Genomic DNA, 20909 nt, shown 5'->3' on the forward strand with positions numbered 1-20909 from the left:
TCAAAATCAAGTCGAAATATACTAAAAAAGTTGAAATATACCCATATTTAATGTTTGCTAAGGGGTTTTTGCATGGTATGAATATAGTTTACTTATTCCATATTTTCCATGCTTTTTCTGCTTGTAGTTCTAACATGTTCAATCCATTACTAGTAATAGCCCCTTGTTCTCTCCCTTTTTTTAGAAATAAAGTTTCCGATGGGTTGTAAATTAAATCGTATAACAAATGTTTGTTAGTTATTGCTTCATAAGGAATATCTGGACAATCATTTATGTTCGGACTCGTTCCTAATGGAGTACAGTTGATAATAATTTGATGTTCGGAAATAATTTCTGAAGTAAGAGAGTCATATATAAAATCGGATCCGTCTTTTCTAGAAACAAACTGATATGGGATGTTTAGTTTTTTTAAACTATAAGCAATAGCTTTAGAAGCTCCACCGGTTCCTAATATTAGAGCCTTTTTGTGGTCTTTTGTAAGTAGGGGAGTGAGTGACTTCCTGAATCCGTACTCGTCTGTATTATAACCTTTTAGGTTTCCTTTTTTGGTAATTCGTATTGTGTTGACTGCTCCTATGCGTTGTGCCTTACTACTAATTTTATCTAATAACGGAAGGATAGTTTCTTTGTAAGGTATAGTAACGTTAAGACCTTTAAGATTAGGATTTTGAATTAAGATATCATTGAATTTAGAAATACTTTGAATATCAAAGTTTTGATATTGATAGTTTTCTAATTTTTCTGTTTTAAATTTTTCTGAAAAATAACGTTGCGAAAAAGAATAGGAAATGTTTTTTCCTATCAAACCAAATAATTTAGTTTTTGGTTGTTTTGCTTCCATACCATTCTAGGGATAAAATTATTAATACACCAAGACTAATAAAGCCTATAGCAATTGAAGTTTCTTGATTTAATTCTGGTATAAATCTTCTATAATTAGTTATAATCTCTCTTCCGTTTGAGTCAAAAATAAAAGATCCATCTGGTTTGGTTTTAAAAAGTGTTTCTTTCCAAGGCCATACAACTCCTAATGAACCTATAATAAAACCAGCTATTACAGAAATAGTAGGTAGTTTAAATTTATGAAGTAAATAATTGATAAGGTGAGAAAAAGTTACCATTCCAACTAGAGAACCTAGGGTGAAAACTGCTAAAACCTGTAACATTCTCATTCTAATAGGATCACTAGTGAAACTAAAATCACCAGTGAAGATATTTGCAAAAGTATCATACAAGGCATTTACAGAATCGACTAATAATAGAACATAGTTGCCAATTATGATTAATATAAACGACCCTGATAACCCAGGTAATGTCATTCCTGAAACACTAATAACTCCACAAAAGAAAACAAAAAGTAGATTGTCATTTTCTCTAGCAGGGTCTAAAAAGCTAATACTAATGCCTACTACGACACCAGCTATTAAAAATAATAATGCTTTGAGGTTGAATTGATCAAATTTTTTACTGATCGAATAGATAGAACCTAATATGAGTCCAAAAAAGGTACTCCAAACATAAAGCTCATAATGTATAATTAGATAATCTAGGACTTTAGAAATGGAGAAGTAACTTACCAACATTCCTAAAATTAAATAACAAAGAAAAGATCCGTTTATGTATTTAAAAAAAGCTTTAAATCTGCCATTAAAAAGTAGTTTAAAAGCAGTACCATTAATTCTTTGTAATGAGTAAATAAATTCTTGATAAAAACCTGCAACAAAAGCTACTACACCTCCCGAAACACCAGGAACTTTATTGGCAGCTCCCATAGCTAATCCTTTAAGAACTAAAAGAAATTTATCTAAAGCATTTCTTTCTATGTGCATAAGTTTAAGTTGGTATTATTTTTTAGAACCAATTCGTTCTAGTATAAAAATACTTAAAAATCCTATAACCATTAAGCTAATGGCAAAACTAATTTGAGCATCTTTATTATAGAGTTCTATATAATATTGAGGTAATATGCTTTCTTCTAAAAGAGGAACCTTTACGCCTTTTGAATTGGTGCGCCAAGTCATAACTTCTTTCCATGGCCATATCTTATTTAAAGAACCTGTAATAAATCCTGTTAAAATAGCTAGAGTAGCATTTTTGTAATTAGTAAATAACCATTTAAGTAATTTACTAAAACTTAACAGACCAACAATTGCACCTGCAATAAAAATGAGTAGTTTTTTAATATCTAAATCATGTATGGTATCACTTAAAGTTTTATAAGCTCCTAATAAAACTAGTATAAATGACCCAGAAATACCAGGAAGAATCATTGCGCAAATCGCAATTGCAGCAGCAAAGAAGAAGAAAATAGGATTGCCATTACTGGCTAGAGCTGGTAGAGTAGTTATGTAGTATGCAATAAAAGCTCCTAAAATTAATAGCACAATATTTGTTATAGACCATTTAGTTATTTGTTTGGCAACAAATAAGATACTGGCAAGTACCAATCCAAAAAAGAAAGACCAAATAAGGATAGGTTGGTGTTCAATTAAATATTTGGCCAACCGCATGAAGCTAACAAAACTAATTCCAATACCTAACAATAAAGCTAATAAGAAGTTTCCGTTGATTTGTTTCCAGGCAGCTTTAAATCCTTCGTTTTTTAATGTAGTTATTAGTGAGAAGTTAATTTGGTTGATGGTATTGATAAGCTCTTCATAAATACCAGCTATAAAAGCAATGGTTCCTCCAGATACTCCAGGAACCGCATCTGCAGCTCCCATAGCCATTCCTTTTAGCATTAGAATGAGATAGTCAACTAAATTACGTTGCATACATTAAATTTTATCGTAAACAAAGTAACGGAAATTAATTGATTTATATGATTCAAGAATTAATTAAATACTATGTTTTTTAATTAATTCTTGAATAGATTTTCTGTTATAAATATTACCAAATAATTCTTCTAGAATGATAATATATTCTTTGTCATTCTGTAATGCATTTACTAAGTGATATTGACCTTTCTGAGGTTCATTTACGCAATAGTAAAGGCCAGCTAACCTATATTCGATTTCTGCATGATTAGGATAAAACTCTAAACCTTGTAATAGATTTTGAATAGCAGCATCTAGTTCACCAATTTTATATAATAAATCAGACCTGTCTAGCCAAGTGTTCAATTCGTAGTTGCCTAATTCTATAATTTTTCGGTAACCCTTTTCGGCTTCTTCGTAAAAATTGAGCTTGAAATTTATTTGCGAGTAGCGTTTCCAATAAGATATATTTTGGCCATCAATATCTATGGCTTTGTTGATATAGTATAGTGCTTTTTGATAATTCTTTAGTTTTAAATAATAATCTGTTATAGCCTGCCATCCTTTGTCTAATAAAGGGTCTTCGTGTACTGTTTTGTAGTAGTACTGCAAAGCCATTTCGGAATCATTTAACTTTTCATAGCAAACACCAATTCTTAAATATGCAAAAGAAGTAGGGTCGTCTAATTCTAATGTGAGTAAATAATTTTCTATAGCTTCTTGATATCTACCAAGTTGTTCTAATACTTTACCTTTTTCAAAATAGGCTCCTATAAAAGTGTCATCTGAGATAATTGCAAAGTCAAATGCAGCTAAAGCTTTAGGTAGATCATTTATCTTTAAATATTGTTTTCCTAATTGATGCCAAGCAACTTCAGAGTAGGGGTTGTTATCTAAAAAGGAATTGATAAAATCTACAGCTTCTTCATGTTGCTCTAGAAAATCATAACAGTATATAATATTATACAAAGCAGCGTAGTCTAAGTTATCTTCAGCTAAACATTTTTGGTAAAAAGTTTTGGCGAGTTCAAAATCTTCTAGATATAAATATTCCATACCTATTAAAGAGTAGATATCAGCTTTTTCTTGAGCAAATTCTAATGCCATTTTTAATACATCAATAGCTTTTTGATGCAAATCTCTTTTAGAAAGAATGGTTGCCTTCTGAATGTATATTTCATCATTATTAGGCTCTAGCTGATATAGTTCTTCTAATTTCTTATCGGCAATGTCTAACTTGTTTTCAAAAACCATTACTTCTATATCGAACAACATTAAAGTAATAGAAGATGGGTGTTGTTCTAAACCGATTTTGATAGCTTTTTTTGCTAATGCTACTTTACCAATTTCAAGATAATGATTAATAATGCCTTCGAATTCAATAGAATCGAAAAAGAAAACATTATTGGTCTTCAACATTTTTTCGAATTTGGTAATCGAGAAGTTGGGTTCATCATTGTGACTCAATTGCATAGGCGCTTTTTTTAGCAAAGTATTGCTATATATGTATAGCATTACTTATTACATTACTAAAGTTACTATTAACTATAGTTGAGATAACTTGTTAGTAGGAATTGTTATTCACAAATTAATTAACAAATGAATAATTCATGCGTAAAGTTTTCCTATTAGTTAATAAGTTAGTAGTTTGGGTTTTACGTAATTAAAAGTTACAAAAATTAAGCCATTTTAGCTTGAATATTGTTGAGAAGGTTTATAATTATGTTGCAACCAGCTATAATTTCATCATTAGAAATGGTTAAAGGAGGGGTTATTCTAATGGCTTTAGGCTCGAATAATAACCAAAAAAGAATTAGTCCTTTATCTTGACTTTGTAGTATAACTTCGTTGCAAACCTCAGCAGAATCAACCAAAGCGGCCAACATAAGTCCTTTACCTCTAATCTCTTTTATAAGAGGGTGTTGAAGGTGTTTACGGATTAGGGCTTCTTTTTCTAAAGTCTCAGGGATTAAGTTGCTAGATGTTATTTCTTGTAGTGTTGCCAAGGCGGCAGCGGCTATGACAGGATGTCCGCCAAAGGTAGTAATATGTCCTAATTTGGGTTTGTCTTGTAATAAGTTCATTAGTTCTGTTGAACATGAAAAAGCTCCAATAGGCATTCCACCACCCATACCTTTACCCATCACTAAAATGTCAGGGACAATGTTATAATGCTCAAATCCAAATAATTTACCTGTTCTGCCAAACCCAGGTTGTATTTCGTCTAAAATAAGTAAAGCACCAACGCTTTCACATTTTCGCTTTACTGCTTTTAAATAGTTATTTGTTGGTTCTATAAATCCAGCTCCACCCTGAATAGTTTCTAATACAACGCCAGCTGTTTTAGAGGTGATTTTATCTAAATCAGAAAAGTTATTGAACTCAATAAAATTTACATTGGGTAATAATGGTCTAAATGCTTGTTTACGCTCTTCATAGCCCATAATACTCATAGCGCCTTGAGTATTACCATGATAAGCGTTTTTAGCACTAATAATTTCACTTCTGCCAGTAGCACGTTTGGCTAATTTCATACCGCCTTCAATAGCTTCGGTACCAGAATTAACCAAATAGGTTTTTTCAAGCGATTCTGGAAGTTGTTGAGCTAATAGTTTTGCTAATTCTACTGCTGGTTCTTGAATATATTCTCCATAAACCATAACGTGTAAATACTTATCTAGTTGCTCTTTTATAGCGGTAACTACTTTAGGGTGTTGATGTCCTAAACTACATGCAGAAACACCAGCTACAAAATCTAAATAAGATTTTTGTTTAGAATCGTATATGTAAGATCCTTTAGCATGAGATATTTCCATAGCTAACGGATGAGGTGTTGTTTGAGCTTGGTATTTAAAAAAGTCTTTTTTCAAGAGAGTATTTATTCGTTTTCTTTGTCTTTTGTTGGTTGATTTTTAGTAGGTTTAGGCTTTTTTAAAAAATCAGGGTCAACTTCTATTTTTTGATTTGTATCAAGAGTTTTAATAGTTTCTATATCTTCTTCCTGTAGCTTTCTATCTTCTAACCCTTTAATTTTAACTAATTCTAAAGGAGGGTCTTCACTAAACAAATCGTCTACAGACAGTATTCTTTCGTCTCCTCTCCAATTAAAACCTCTAAGTTTTCTGGCATTTTTAGGAAGCATACTATCTGGGGTTAGTGATCCTTCAGGATTTCCTGGATATATTACTTCTTCAATCACATTATCAACCAAAGTAATATGTATTTTACTAGCTTGTATTTTGTTGATACCAATTAAATTTTCTTCTATGGGTTTATCATCATCTCTAGTATAGTTGAGCTGTTCAGCATTTTTATCAATTATAATTTTATGAAGTTTGTTATTCTCATTAAAATACCCCGTTAGTTCTTTACCTTTTATTTGATTATAGTCATCTAAGGCTAATGAATCTTTTTCTGTAATAAACGTATTGTAAAATACTCTTAATGAGTCTAGTTTATTTGTTTTAGGGGTATTGTATAAGTTAATAGAGTCCCCTACTATTTGATTGTAACCAGACCACAGAACCGGTTTGCGAATTAATCGAGTTACACCAGTAGCTTGATTAATATGAATAGAATCACATTTGCCATTCATGTCTAGTTTATAGAGTTTGGCTTTGTGAAAACCTCTAATAATTCTTTTGTCTGGTTTACCAGTAATCATTAATGTATCTGCGTGAATGTATATTGAATCCTTTTCTTGCAGTGTTTTTGCTAAAGCTCTTTTGGTGATAAATACAGAGTCTTTTGCTTTAAAAACTTCTGCATAATGCCCAGTTATAATACTATGGTTAACAGTATCTGTGACTTTTATATTATTGGTGGCAGAGGCAAAATTTCGTTTTTGATTAAAATACATGCTATCCCCCTCAAAAATCCTGTTGCTGTAGTAAATTTTAGAGTTTTTAACAAAATATCCTAAGTCAGCATTGGTGTCATAGAAACCTCTTTCGCAATGAATAGTAGTGTTAGTATGTTTAATAACCGATTTTCCGTACATATAAGCCAGACCAGAATCTGAGTAAAAGTCTAATTGACTTGATTTTAAGGTGTATTCAGGGTTTCTTATATCTACGGCAGATACGAATTGATATTTGCCGTCATCCATAAAATACCTTCCAATATTACTTTTTATAGTACTTTGCTCATGATGTACTACACCTCCTGTTTTATAATAAGCTTGTTGCTTAATCCTGTCAAAATATAAAGTATCTGTTTGTAAAGTAGATTTAGGTTCGGTTAACAATACATTACCTGCAGTAAATGCTAATTTTGTAGCCCCACTATAGTTAGCAGTTTTACTAGTTAATTGAATCGTATCTCCTTGTTTAATTTTAACGTTACCAAAAGCAGAAATTGAATCTTCTTTAGCATAATGATAAGCTTTATCACACCACATCTCAATTCCTTCATGCTCAATATAAATTTGTTTAGCTCTGTTACGAGTTAATATAGTAGCTCCAGGATGAGTATTTTCATTTTTATCGTAATATGGAGCACTTACTTTGATTTTCTTTTTTTCTTGAGCGATAGATATGCTCACAAAAAGCATGAAGAATATCAGTAAATATTTAGAATGAGTTGCTTTCAAATTAAAAGTATTTATAAGCTCAAAAATAGCTAAAAAAGGGAAAGTTATGTATTATTTAAGATGAATTTAGCTTTAAATAAAAAAAGGCAACTATAATTAGTTGCCTTGTATAAATAGATTTTAAATATGTTTTAACCTTTCATCCAAGCTTTTCTTAATTGAACTCTTTTGTCAGAATCGGTTAAACCTTCAACAGGAGCTAATGTCTTTTCAACACCCATTGGTTCGGTAATTTTACCTTTTAGGGTAATTTCTTCTCCTTGTCTTTTTACAACCATTGTTATATCATTTCCTGGTTGCCAGCTAAAAGAACCCATAACCAAAGCTTGAATATTGGTAAGGTTATAATCTGTACCATTAATAGAAACTAATCTATCATTAGGTTTTACACCTAGATCTCTTAAAAAAGAATTGGTGTCTGTTAAAAAGAAAACTTCTTTTGTTTTTTGATCTGCAGAAATGTATGGTGTTTGCATATCTTTCATTAAATAACCAGTTTTGGTTTCTTTGCTCTGCATTGCTAAACCTAATTTGTTAAAGAAAACAGAGTAATCTATAGGGGTGTTCCCTACAACATGAGTATCTATAAAAGTTCTTACTTCTGGGTATGTTAAACTCGTAACATCATCTAATAATTCGGCATCTAAGAATGGTTTTTCAACTCCGTATTTTTTGGTTAAAGCTTTCATTAAGTCTAAAATACCTTTTTCTCCGTTACTTTCTTCTCGTATAATTAAATCGATACACATACCTATTAAAGCTCCTTTTTCATATACATTAGCATAGTTAGGCTTGTAAGGATCTTCTAAAATATTTTTACTCATTTCTGTAAAAGACATGTTATCATCATAACGTTTAGATCCATTTATCTTACCTAAAATTCGTCCATAAAATTCTTGATCATCAATTAAACCTTGATTAGTTTGGAATAAATTTGCAAAATATTCTGTTACACCTTCGTACATCCATAAGTGTTCAGACATTTTTGGATCGTTGTAATCAAAATAATGTATTTCTTTAGAGTGTACACTTAATGGAGTAACAATATGGAAAAACTCATGTGAAACAACATCTTTTATAGACTCTGCTAATGCTTGCATTGGCATCATTTCTGGTAAAACAACAGTTGTAGAAGTATGGTGTTCTAAAGCTCCAAATCCTTGAGCATCTTCATCACTCATACTAGACATGTATAATAAAATACTATATTTTTTAGTTGCATCAATATCACCCATAAAAGCTTTTTGAGCAGCCATCATTTTTTCAACATTATCTTTAAGAGCTTCTGCTTTAATAGTGTTGTTTGGAGAATATACACTTAATAAAATATCCATTTCACCAATTTTAAAGCTAGTACTGTTTCCTTCAGCATACATAATTGGATTGTCTACCAACTCAAAGTATCGTTTTGCAACAAAAATATCTTTGTCATTGCTAGCATCAGTATCAACTAAAGAAGTGTTTGCTGTTAAATTTGCGGGATGATTAATAGTTACTTTAAAAGGAACTTGCTTAAACTCTTTAAAGTACCCAACGAATCCATGGAGGTTTAAAACGAAATTTTTGTCCTTTAAAATATTAGTTCCAGCTGGAGAAAATACGTCGTGAGTATTTTCTATATCATAAGTGTCATTAACTAAATAACTAATTTTAGCTATTTGTTTGGCATTGTTTATTTTCCAGGTGTTATCATCTGTTTTAGTTGCAGAAAGTTCATTCCCGTTACTATCTAGAGCTTTAAAACCTTCTATGTATTTTCCGTAATTATCTGTCGAGTAGGTTCCAGGAACTGTTTTAGGAATGTAAAAAGAAGTTGTTTCTGAAGTGAAATTTGGTGGAGTAATTGTAACAGCAACTTTGTCATTTATTACATTTACTAAATCAATGCTTACTACTGTTTCTTTAGGGCTAGTAGTAGAACTGGTTTTTTGTGTTTTACAACTTGCCATAAAAGCTAAAGCTAAAACAGCTAATCCTATTTTTTTCATTTTTATTCTAACGTTTAGATTTTTTGTGCAAGATAAGACTATGAAATAGTAAGCTTGTTACATTTTATACAAACTTTAATATTTCTTTAACATGATAAGTAGGGTAATACAAAGTTTACCTGTTTTATATATGCTTATTAACCCACTAATAGCAACTTTTGTTTGTGATTAATTTATAAAAGCAGATTAAAAGTGATGTAAAAAGTAATTTTAATAATTACAAAAGTTAAGTTGGAAAGCCTGTTGAACAAGATATAATAATTTTTCATCGGGCTTTTTTATATACTTAAAAAAGTGTCTGAAATTGTTTTTTTTAGCTTAATTGCATTCCAATCAGAATTAATGTTTACTTGGCGAGTGGGTTGTAAACGATAGTCACCCAGAAAATCCCAATCAAATTCAATGTGTAAACTAGCTAATTCTTTTTTAGTTGTTTTTTGCGGATAAATAATCCAAAGAACCGAGTTGTCTAAAAGTCTAGGGAATAGTGTAAGCATTTGATTGATAAACCCCTCTTTAGATTGAACAAAAACAATAGCATTGTTTACACAAGAAGTATGTACTAAAGATTCTGAAAAACGACTGTTGTTAAAATCGTTAGTAAAAGCATCTGGTTTGTTTAATACAACCACTTCTTCTGCTTTAGGTAATTGTAGTTTTTTAGCTAAAGTGTTCATTATAATAAAGATACAAAAAATGAACCGGCTCTAAAAGTTATTTTTGGCATCAAATTTGACTATTATTTAAGTGTGTACGTTATGTGGACATTAGATTATTTGATTAGCCTCAAAAAAAATAAAGAGAGTATCCTACACATATAAAAAAAAAGCCACTTCTTTTTGAAGTGGCTTTTGAATTGAATCTGACTGTGTCAGGTTATTTTATCATCTCGTAACTACGCTTAATAAAGTTGGTTAACTCTTCTCCTTTTAATAAACCTTGAGATAAACGAGCTAAATCTAAACTTTGGTTAATTAAAGCTTCCTTTTTAGTATCGTCTTTTTCGTTTAAAATGTCAGATACTAAGCTGTGGTTAGAGTTTACTACTAAGTTGTACATTTCTGGCATGTTGCCAAACATGTTCATTCCTCCACCGCCAGTTTGTTGCATTTCTTTCATTCTACGCATAAACTCAGGTTGTGTAATCATGAAAGGAGTAGCGTCTGATGACATAGTTTCTACCTGTACTGTGTATTTGTCTTTAGGAACAACAGCTTCTAAAGAAGTCTTTAAGGTTTCTTTTTCTTCATCAGATAATTTAGAAATCTGCTCTTCATCTTTCTTAATTAAATTATCGATATGATCTGCATCTACACGAGCAAATGAAATATTTTCCTTAGTAGTTTCTAACTTTTGAATTAAGTGAGAAACAATAGGAGAGTCTAAAAGCAATACTTCGTACCCTTTGCCTTTAGCAGCTTCTATATAAGCGTGTTGCTCATCTTTATTCGAAGCGTAAAGAATAATGGTTTTACCATCTTTGTCTGTCTGACTGTCTTTTATTTTAGCTTCTAACTCTTCATAAGTTAAATAACTTCCGTCTACTGTAGGGTATAAAGCAAATTTATCTGCTTTTTCAAAGAATTTTTCTTCAGAAAGCATTCCGTATTCAATAACAATTTTAATGTCATCCCATTTCTTTTCGAAATCTTCACGATTGTTATTAAACAACGATTTTAATTTATCGGCTACTTTACGAGTAATGTAAGAAGAAATTTTCTTTACATTTCCGTCTGCTTGTAAATACGAACGAGATACGTTTAATGGAATATCTGGAGAATCGATAACTCCACGTAACATAGTTAAAAATTCAGGAACGATACCTTCCACATTATCGGTTACAAAAACCTGGTTTTGGTATAACTGAATTTTATCTTTTTGCATGTTCATATCGTTCGTCATTTTAGGGAAGTATAAAATCCCCGTTAAGTTGAACGGATAATCTACATTTAAGTGAATATTGAATAAAGGCTCTTCAAATTGCATAGGATACAATTCTCTGTAGAAACCTTTGTAATCTTCGTCTTCTAATTCAGATGGTTGCTTGGTCCACGCTGGATTAGGGTTGTTAATAATATTGTCTACTTCTTGGGTAGGAGCAGGGTCTTCTTCTTTAGCACCTTCTGGTTTTGGTAAGGTCTCTGTTTTGGTTCCGAATTTAATCGAAACAGGCATAAACTTATTGTACTTAGTTAATAAACTAGAAATTCTACCTTCTTCTAAAAACTCTAAAGAATCTTCTGCAATGTGTAAGATAATTTCTGTACCTCTATCTGTTTTATCGTGTGCTTCTAAAGTAAACTGAGGAGAACCATCGCAAGTCCAATGAGCAGCTGGTTCATCTTTATGAGATTTGGTAATAATCTCTACTTTTTCTGCTACCATAAAAGCAGAGTAGAAACCTAGACCAAAGTGACCAATGATTCCTGCATCTTCTACCTTTTCTTTGTATTGCTCTAAAAACTCATTAGCTCCAGAAAAAGCTACTTGGTTAATGTATTTTTCTACTTCGTCTGAAGTCATACCTAAACCTTGATCTATAATATGAAGCTTCTTTCCTTCTTTATCAATTTTTACTTCTATAATCGGATTACCATATTCTGCTTTAGACTCTCCAATTTGGGTTAGGTGCTTTAATTTTAAAGTAGCATCTGTTGCATTAGAAATTAACTCACGTAAAAAGATTTCATGATCTGAGTATAAAAACTTTTTAATTAACGGAAAAATATTTTCTACCGATACATTAATGTTTCCTGTTGCCATTTTTATTTTTTATTTAATTACATCCACTTAGGTGGAAATTAGTTCTTAATTATTGTTTGTCTTTAGTCAAATAAAATACCAAGTTAATATATGTGTCAAGATGGCAGAAAGAATAATTAATAGTGATGAAAATTAATAAAGTAAATTCAGGCGTAATTGTAGGAAAAGTATATTAAGAATAATAGCTTTGCAGCACTATGAAAAAAGAAAAAATGAAACAAACTTACACGTTATTATTATTATTTGCAGTTACTTTTATCCAAGCTCAGATTGTAAATATACCTGATGCAAATTTAAAAAATGCTTTAGTGAATGATATTGTCGCAGATTTTGATGGTGATGGTGCTTCTGATGGAGATGTGGATACTAATAATGATGGCGAAATACAAGAGAGTGAAGCAGAATTGGTATTAGGATTAAATGTTAGTTCAAAAAATATTTTTGATCTTAATGGAATCCAGGAATTCATAAATTTGGAGGTATTAAATTGTTCTAGTAATTCTTTTTATAATTTAAATTTAAATAGCAATCTAAATTTAAAAAAGTTGACTTGCGTTAATTCAAATAATTTGAGCAGTATTAATGTTAGTAATAATCTTAATATTGAAGAGTTAAAGTGTAGTAATGGAAATATTAATAACTTGATTATTGGGCAAAAGAATAGCTTGAGAAGAATAGAGTGTGAGGCTAATAATTTAGTAAGCTTTGATATAAGTCAGTTACCTAATTTGAATGTGTTACAGTGTGGTGCCCAGCAATTAAATAATCTAGATGTGAGTAATAATATAGAACTAATTGAGTTAGGATGTGGTATGACGAGTTTAAGTTCTCTAGATGTGACTCAAAATATTAATCTTGAGGTTTTAGATATGAGTATGTGTCAATTTAGTAATATAGATTTAACACAAAATACTAATCTTAAAGAATTATATTTTGATAATACATCAATTTCTAATATTGATTTGAGTATGAATATTAACTTAGAAAGTATTCAATGTAATTATACTCAACTTTCTAATTTGGATTTGAGTCAAAGTGTTAATTTGCAAAGTTTATCGTGTAACAATTCACAGTTAGTTTTATTGAATATTAAGAATGGCAGTATAATAAGTGACAGTAATAATTTAAACTTTTCTAATAACCCAAATTTATTGTTCATTTGCTCAGATTACGATGAAGTACCAATGTTAGATTCTAAATTAGGTGTATATGGGTATACAAATTGTGAAGTAAATTCATATTGTACCTTTTTGCCTGGAGGGAAGTATTATTTGGTGGAGGGAGAATCTAAGTTAGATTTAAATGCTGACGGATGTGATATTGTAGGTCCATTTTTTCCAAATATAATGTTTGAAATAGCAGATGGTATCAATTACGGTTATTATTTAGCAAACTATTCGGGTAATTTTTCGTTTCCAGTTTTTTCTGGTATAACAACGATAACACCTCAATTAGAAAATCCAACGTATTATTCTGTTACTCCAACAAATTTAGTGGTTGATTTTCCAACGAGTGTGAGTCCATACAACCAAGATTTCTGTGTTACTCCAAATGGCGTTTATAATGATTTAGAAATATCAATCTTACCGTTAAATCAAGCTCGACCTGGATTTAATGCTCACTATAAATTAGTTTATAAAAACAAAGGAACCAATACCTTATCTGGTAATGTAGAATTAAGTTTTAATGATGACTTAATGGATTTTGTTACAGCTACACCAGCAGAAACAAATCAAACTTCAGGAGTTTTAAGTTGGAACTATACCAATATAGAACCATTTGAAACAAGGACTATTGATTTTACTATGAATATTAATACTCCTACAGATTCTACAAATCCTGTAAACGAAGGAGATGTTTTAAATTATGTTGCTACAGTTAATCCAGTAGCTGGAGATGAAACACCAGAAGATAATGTGGCTACTTTAAATCAAACAGTAGTAAATTCTTATGATCCGAACGATAAAACCTGTATAGAAGGAGCTACAATAGAACCAAGCATGGTAGGTGAGTATTTGCATTACTTAATTCGTTTTGAAAATACTGGATCTGCTAGTGCTGTAAATATTGTAGTTAAAGATATTATAGATACTTCTAAATATGATATTAATAGTTTACGCCCTATAGATGGTAGCCATTCTTTTGTAACCAGAATTAGAAATACGAATATTGTAGAATTTATTTTTGAGAATATTAATTTACCTCATGATGATGCTAATAACGATGGTTATGTAGCATTTAAAATAAAGTCTAAATCTAGTTTAGTATTGGGTGATACCTTAGACAATAATGCGGAAATTTATTTTGATTATAATTCGCCAATCATTACCAATGTAGCTCAAACTACTGTTGCTGTTTTAGGAATAGGAGACTATATATTAGATAGTTCTTTAAAAATGTATCCTAATCCTGTTAAAGATAATCTAATAGTAAGCGGAAATAACAACCTTAAAAGTATTACTATCTATGATGTAAATGGAAGGCTGTTGCAAGAAGTATCTTTTATAGGAAACCAGTTAGAAAGAACTATATCTTTATCAGAGTTAGAAACTGGAATGTATGTAGTTAAGATTGTTTCTAGTAAAGGGCAATTGGTAAAGCAGATAATGAAAGAATAGTGTAAATATTTTGATAAATTAGAATGAATAAAAAAACCGCCAATTGGCGGTTTTTTTATTCTTTTTAATTGGTTCCTTCAACCGGAGTTTCCGTTTTATTTTTAACGTGTTTTTCAAGCCATTGGTCTTGTTCCCAAAGCATGTGTAAAACAGATTCTTTAGCTCTGTAACCATGACTCTCTTTTGGCAACATTACTAATCTTACTGGAGCTCCTAATCCTTTTAAGGCATTAAAATAACGTTCACTTTGTAGAGGATATGTTCCTGAGTTATTATCAGCTTCTCCATGAATTAATAATAGTGGAGTTTTCATTTTATCGCAATGCATGAAAGGAGACATATTATAATATACTTTTGGAGCTTCCCAATAGTTTCTTTCTTCACTTTGGAAACCAAAAGGAGTAAGAGTTCTGTTGTAAGCGCCACTTCTAGCAATTCCAGCAGCAAATAAGCTTGAGTGTGTTAATAGGTTTGCAGTCATAAAAGCTCCATATGAATGCCCACCAACGGCTACTTTATTTCTATCAATATGTCCTAAATTATCTACGGCGTCAATAGCTGCTTTAGCATTAGAAACTAATTGTTTTATAAAAGTATCATTAGGTTCTTCTTTTCCTTCACCTACTATAGGGAAGGAAGCATTGTCTAATACTACATAGCCTCTAGTTACCCAATAAATAGGAGATCCATACCAAGGGTAGGTAAACTCGTTAGAGTTTGAAGTGCTTTGTCCGGCACTCTTTTTATCTTTAAACTCTCTCGGGTAGGCCCACATAATCATAGGGTATTTTTTTCCTTTTTCGTAATTAGTAGGTAAGTATAGAGTTCCAGATAATTCTAAACCATCTTCTCTTTTATATTTAATTACTTCTTTAGAAACATTTTGGATGCTACTATATGGATTCTTAAATTGAGTAACAGGTATTAACCCTATTCTCTTTTTTACATTTCTAATGTAGTAATTAGGATACTCATTTTTAGATTCAATACGAACCAAAATTTCACCTTTATTCATGTCTAAAGCAGAGCTAAGATTTTCAACTTTATCAGTTAATTTTGATTGATATAATCTAGTTGTTTTTTTATTTTTTAAGTTAAACTTATCAATAAAAGGAAACTTTCCTTCCTTACTGTATCCGTCTCCAATTAGATAAGCATTGCTGCCAGTAAGATCTAAGATATACCTTCCAAATTCATTCCTTTTGGTTACAAAATTACCTGGGGCATTGTATCTGTCTTGGTAATTCCTATCAAAAATAATTTTAGGATTACTGTTGTTAATAGACGGGTTAAATACATAAGCTTTAGTGTTTCTAGAGTTCCACCAGTAATCATGAGCAATAGCAGTTTTATTATTTCCCCATTGAATTCTATAAAAACGACCCATAGTTTTAAGCAAAGGTTTTGGCGTACCTTTAAAAGGGGCATCTAACTCAAAAACTTGATCTCTATGCGAAACTTCATTTTTAGGATTTCCCTCGTCTAAAGCTTCTGCCCAATATAGGGTAGATGGTTTGTCAGATCTCCAAGAAATACTTCTTTTACCTTTTCTAACAGCCATAAAACCTTTTGGTAAATCTTCTAATAAAGGAACTTTATTTATTGCTGTTATTATTTCTGCTTTAGTATTGTATATATTAGTTTCAGAAGGGAATCTATTATAAGGAACTAGATATGAAAAAGGTTTTTGAACGGTAGAAACCATTACATAATTTCCATCAGGAGAGAAAGAGATGGTTTTATACATATCACTTTTCATCCATAATTGCTTATTACCTTTAAGGTCTACACGATATAATTCTGAATGAGCAAGTTGCTCGAAATTATGTTCATCATTTTTGTTTTTTAGTAAATCTTGGTAGGTTCTATTTTGCGCTTTCTTACCTGCTTCACTAACAGATACTGTTGGTCCAGTTGGAATAGCAGTTTTGGTGTCAATTAATTCTTTTTTATTATTAGGAATAGTTTTAATTAAAAGAGAATTATTGCTTTTAAACCAATAAAAAGGTCTACCAGTATTAGCGTTTAGGTTAGCGTCTGTTATTTTTGTAGCAGATTTTTGATTGATGTCTAAAACCCATAATTCTACACCATTTGCTACGGTATTGGTAAAGGCCATTTTGTTTTCGTCTGGAGACCAACTAAAATTAGCAAGCAAACCATTTTTTGGTAATCCTTTAATGCTAGCTTCTGTTCCATTTCTTCCAATTCGTACTTTAATGTTGGTAAAATAACTTTGCCTACTATTAATATTAGTTTTGGGGTTGATTCGTAAACCAGCTAAACGCATTTCTTTTTCAGATAATTCAGAAATGTTTTTAAAACTACTTCTATACAGAAATACAATATTTTCACCTTTACTATCGATTCTTATAGATGGTGCAAGAGGAGCATCTACTAACTGTAGTATTTCAGAAGGTGGGGTTTGATACCCTAAATTTTCTTGAGCTACTAGCGCAGAACTTAGGAGTAAAATAATTAAAAAGAAATAGTTTTTCATATTGTTTTTTAGGTTTAGTTAATTGAAGTAAAACTACTTAATTTCAAAATAGGTGTTTATTAAAAAGGTGTTAAATATGGCAAGTAATCCTGTAGAGTGCCATTAAAACTATAGAATAAAACCTTACTTTTGAATTAAGTTAAACAAGTAAGTATGTATAATTCAAAAATAATAGGATTAGGAAAGTATGTTCCAGAAAATGTAGTAACCAATCATGATTTGTCTAAAATTATGGACACTAATGATGAGTGGATTACGGAACGAACAGGAATAAAAGAAAGAAGATGGGTAAAAGATGGTAGTGGAGATACTACTGCAACAATGGGGGTGAAAGCTGCGCAGCAAGCTATAAATAGAGCGGGTATAGATAAGAACGATATAGATTTTATTATTTTTGCTACCCTAAGTCCAGACTACTATTTTCCAGGTCCTGGTGTTCAAGTTCAGCAAGCTTTAGATATAAAAACTGTTGGAGCCTTAGATGTTAGAAATCAGTGTTCAGGTTTTGTGTATGCCATATCTGTAGCCGATAATTTTATAAAAACGGGTATGTATAAAAATATACTTGTAATTGGATCTGAATTACATTCACACGGGTTAGATAAAACAACAAGAGGTAGGGGTGTCTCTGTTATTTTTGGCGATGGAGCAGGAGCTGCAGTTTTAACAAGAGAGAAAGATAACAGTAAAGGTATTCTATCTACTCACTTACATTCTCAAGGTCAGCATGCAGAAGAATTGGCTTTAATAGCTCCAGGAATGGGTAAAAGATGGGTGAATGATATTATAAAGGACAATAATCCAGATGATGAAAGTTATTTTCCGTACATGAACGGACAATTCGTATTTAAAAATGCAGTAGTTCGTTTTTCTGAAGTGATTATGGAAGGGTTGCAAACGAACAATTTAGATAAAGAGCAAATAGACATGTTGATTCCGCATCAGGCTAATTTGCGTATAGCTCAGTTTATTCAGAAAAAATTTGGCTTGAATAACGATCAGGTATTTAACAATATCCAAAAGTATGGTAATACAACTGCTGCTTCTATACCTATTGCATTGTGTGAAGCTTGGGAAGAAGGAAAAATAAAAGAGGGAAATACGGTTGTTTTAGCAGCTTTCGGAAGTGGGTTTACTTGGGGAAGTGCGATTATAAAATGGTAATTAATTTACAGATATAAGTAAAAACTAAAAATCCGCTTGAATTCTATTCAAGCGGATTTTTAGCTTCTATATAGTAGGGTTTGATTACATCATTCCTCCGCTACTACGTTTTTCATTATTATCTCTTCGTTTACGCTGTAAGGCTCTGTTTTTGCCTCCACCAAAACGGTAATTAAATCCGATATAAACTGATTGACTTTCCCAATTAAACTCTCCTTCTTGTCTGTAAGGCTTAGAACCTTCAAAACTAAAGTTCATGGAGTTAAAAATATCACTAACTCTAGCACTTACAGTTCCTTTTCCTTTGAAAACATTATAGCTTGCTCCAGCATCTATTTTCCACATTTCATTTCTTTGAAATTGTAAACCTAAATCAGGAGCACTATAAAAACCAGATAATTGAAAGCGTAATTTTTTTGTAGCTTTAAAGTTATTATTAATTCTAGTGTTAAAAGAAGTATTGTCTATTTCAACATCTTCAAAACCACTTGTGGTAGATTCACTAGAAACAACACCTTTCACAGTTTTATGATATATATCAAAACTAGCATTGGTATTCCACCATTTAGCAAAACGTAAATTTGCAGATGCTTCAAAACCAAAAGCGTTGTTGTCATCAAAATTTTCGTGTGTTAGTATTAGTTTATTAGTAATAGTTGGGTGAATACTTACAGATCTATTAATTTCATCATTTATATTTCTGTAGAAAACACCTGTTGTTAAAGAACCTAATTTAATTTTTCTGGTATAATTTAATTCAAAAGAATTTGTAAATTGAGGTTGTAAATTTGGGTTTCCTTCTGAGTCTACAGAAGGAGTTGTCCATTCTCTAATTGGATTTACTTGCCCTATACTAGGTCTGTCAACTCTTCTGGAATAACTTAAGTTAAATGAGTTTTTTTCGTTTTGGTTATAAGTAACAAAAGCCGATGGGTAAATAGAGAAAATATCGTCAGTAAGTTTTTCTGTAGTAGTAGCATCAGCAACTGCATCATAGCCAGTGAAAACAGCGTCTATATTATAGCTTTCTAAACGAGTTCCGAACTGAGCACTCCACTTTTCATTCCATTTTTTACTTAAGGTAACATATGCGGAATAGATTTCTCTATCGTAGGTAAAACTGCCATCTAGGTTTTGACCAGTAGATAATAAATTGTTTTCAGTGTTTTGAGTTCTACTTTCAAGCCCTAACTCTAATTTTGTAGTTTCAGAAAAAGGTCTAACATAATCTAAATTGATTAATAAATTATCTCTTTTATTACCTATTACATCTTCTCTAGGAGTATTGTTTAAATTAAAAAAAGCATCTTGAGGTGCGTCTGTAACATTGTAGTTAACTTCTAACTCTAAGTTTTGTCCTTCTTTACCAAAGTCAACTTTATAATCAACATTATAAGTTTGAGAGTGTGAGTCTGTTTCACTATTGTTTATTTGTAAAACGTTTCCATTAGAAGGGTCGCTAAACAATAACTCAGTTCTACCAAATGTATCGCTATAAAATAAGTTTTGAGTAGTATAAAACGACAAAGTATTTTTATCATTAATATAATAATCAATACCAGTTTTTATTAAGTGAGAAGTATTATCTGTTCCAAAGTCAAAATTAGATCGGTTTTCTAAGTTTTCTTGATAACTATCTTTAAAACCATGGTTTTGATTTTTTCCAGTATTAAAACCATAATTACCATAAATATTTACTTTTCCTACTTTATAGTTAAGTCCTAAAGAGGAGTTTAATTTAGGAGTTATACCAAAGGTAAGCCCTGTAGAGATATTCCCATTAAACCCCATATTACTATTCTTGTGTAAAACGATATTAATAATACCACTCATTCCTTCAGGATTGTATTTAGCAGAAGGATTGGTAATTAATTCTATTTGTTTAATAGACGAAGAAGGTATTTGTTGTAATAGTTGAGAAGGGTCTATGTTAGTAGGCTTTCCATCAACTAAAACTCTTACATTGTTATTTCCTCTCAATGCAATAGCACCTGTTTGTTGGTCTACAGATACAGATTGGATATTATTCATAATCTCTGTAGCGGTTGCCCCTGCTGAAACTAAATCTTTACCTATATTAATTACTTTTCTGTCAATTTTTTGTTCTACAGTAGATCTTTCTGCTATAACTTCTATTGCATCTAATTGTTCTGCTCCTTCCTTTAGGCTTATATTACCTATGTTTTGAGATTTGTTATTTCTTGTTAAGGTAATGTTTTGTACAACATCTTCATATCCTATAAATTGAACTTTTACAGTAAAACTTCCTAAAGGTATTTTTTTTAGTTCAAAATTACCGCTTTCAGTGGTAATACCTCCAGTAATCAATTCATTATTATTATGAATGGATACAGTAGCATAAGGAATAGGTTCTTTAGTAAGGTTGTCTGTAACAATTCCAGAGATGCTTCCTATTTTAGGTGAGTTGTTTTGAGCATATGTAGTTATCATTGTTAATAACAAACATAATGTTAGCAATTTTTTCATTTTAAGTTTTATTCGCTTTTTAATTGATGGTGTAATTTTGTA

Annotated in this window: 13 protein-coding genes; 2 read left to right on the top strand and 11 right to left on the bottom strand. The window is 31.0% G+C overall.

Going from position 1 to position 20909, the window contains the following annotated elements:
- Window positions 1-88 precede the first annotated feature (88 nt).
- The 9 genes from ACFQ1O_RS03280 to htpG form a co-directional block, all read right to left on the bottom strand.
- A complete protein-coding gene (locus tag ACFQ1O_RS03280; RefSeq protein ID WP_377713308.1) occupies window positions 89-841 on the bottom strand; it encodes a shikimate dehydrogenase family protein in 753 nt (250 codons plus the stop codon).
- Window positions 816-1829, bottom strand: coding sequence for a DUF368 domain-containing protein (locus ACFQ1O_RS03285; RefSeq protein ID WP_377713310.1), 1014 nt, complete (start codon window positions 1827-1829; stop codon window positions 816-818). The genes ACFQ1O_RS03280 and ACFQ1O_RS03285 overlap by 26 nt, the downstream gene beginning before the upstream one ends.
- A 15-nt stretch (window positions 1830-1844) precedes the next feature.
- Window positions 1845-2774, bottom strand: coding sequence for a DUF368 domain-containing protein (locus ACFQ1O_RS03290; RefSeq protein WP_377713312.1), 930 nt, complete (start codon window positions 2772-2774; stop codon window positions 1845-1847).
- Window positions 2775-2837: 63 nt separating this feature from the next.
- A complete protein-coding gene (locus ACFQ1O_RS03295) occupies window positions 2838-4229 on the bottom strand; it encodes a tetratricopeptide repeat protein (protein ID WP_377713482.1) in 1392 nt (463 codons plus the stop codon).
- Window positions 4230-4435: 206 nt separating this feature from the next.
- A complete protein-coding gene (locus ACFQ1O_RS03300; RefSeq protein WP_377713314.1) occupies window positions 4436-5626 on the bottom strand; it encodes an aspartate aminotransferase family protein in 1191 nt (396 codons plus the stop codon).
- 8 nt (window positions 5627-5634) lie between these two features.
- Complete coding sequence (locus ACFQ1O_RS03305) at window positions 5635-7347, bottom strand: OstA-like protein (protein ID WP_377713316.1); 1713 nt, start codon at window positions 7345-7347, stop codon at window positions 5635-5637.
- 131 nt (window positions 7348-7478) lie between these two features.
- The gene (locus ACFQ1O_RS03310) at window positions 7479-9335 is read right to left on the bottom strand and encodes a M61 family metallopeptidase (protein ID WP_377713318.1); all 1857 of its coding nucleotides are present in this window, start codon (window positions 9333-9335) and stop codon (window positions 7479-7481) included.
- A gap of 278 nt (window positions 9336-9613) precedes the next feature.
- Window positions 9614-10012 carry a hypothetical protein gene (locus ACFQ1O_RS03315; protein WP_377713320.1) on the bottom strand — a complete coding sequence of 133 codons (399 nt, stop codon included), beginning with the start codon at window positions 10010-10012 and terminating at the stop codon, window positions 9614-9616.
- A gap of 199 nt (window positions 10013-10211) precedes the next feature.
- Window positions 10212-12098: a molecular chaperone HtpG gene (htpG, locus tag ACFQ1O_RS03320; RefSeq protein WP_377713322.1), complete on the bottom strand. Its 1887-nt coding sequence runs from the start codon at window positions 12096-12098 to the stop codon at window positions 10212-10214.
- A gap of 212 nt (window positions 12099-12310) precedes the next feature.
- Between htpG and ACFQ1O_RS03325 the strand changes: the two genes are divergently transcribed.
- Window positions 12311-14716, top strand: coding sequence for a T9SS type A sorting domain-containing protein (locus ACFQ1O_RS03325; RefSeq protein ID WP_377713324.1), 2406 nt, complete (start codon window positions 12311-12313; stop codon window positions 14714-14716).
- A gap of 64 nt (window positions 14717-14780) precedes the next feature.
- On the opposite strand, the gene ACFQ1O_RS03330 is transcribed toward ACFQ1O_RS03325, so the two are convergent.
- Window positions 14781-17216 (bottom strand): S9 family peptidase, encoded by a 2436-nt coding sequence (locus ACFQ1O_RS03330; protein ID WP_377713326.1) that lies wholly within the window; start codon window positions 17214-17216, stop codon window positions 14781-14783.
- 153 nt (window positions 17217-17369) lie between these two features.
- On the opposite strand from ACFQ1O_RS03330, the gene ACFQ1O_RS03335 reads away from it, so the two are divergent.
- On the top strand, window positions 17370-18380 hold the full coding sequence (locus tag ACFQ1O_RS03335) for a 3-oxoacyl-ACP synthase III family protein (protein WP_377713328.1): 1011 nt from the start codon (window positions 17370-17372) through the stop codon (window positions 18378-18380).
- Between the two features lie 84 nt (window positions 18381-18464).
- Here ACFQ1O_RS03335 and ACFQ1O_RS03340 read toward each other — a convergent pair whose 3' ends face one another.
- Entirely contained in the window at window positions 18465-20831 is a 2367-nt protein-coding gene (locus ACFQ1O_RS03340) for a TonB-dependent receptor domain-containing protein (RefSeq protein WP_377713330.1), read from the bottom strand.
- Window positions 20832-20909 lie beyond the last annotated feature (78 nt).

Origin of the sequence: Pseudofulvibacter geojedonensis, from assembly GCF_042675745.1 — a bacterium.
Classification (GTDB): Bacteria; Bacteroidota; Bacteroidia; order Flavobacteriales; family Flavobacteriaceae; genus Pseudofulvibacter; species Pseudofulvibacter geojedonensis.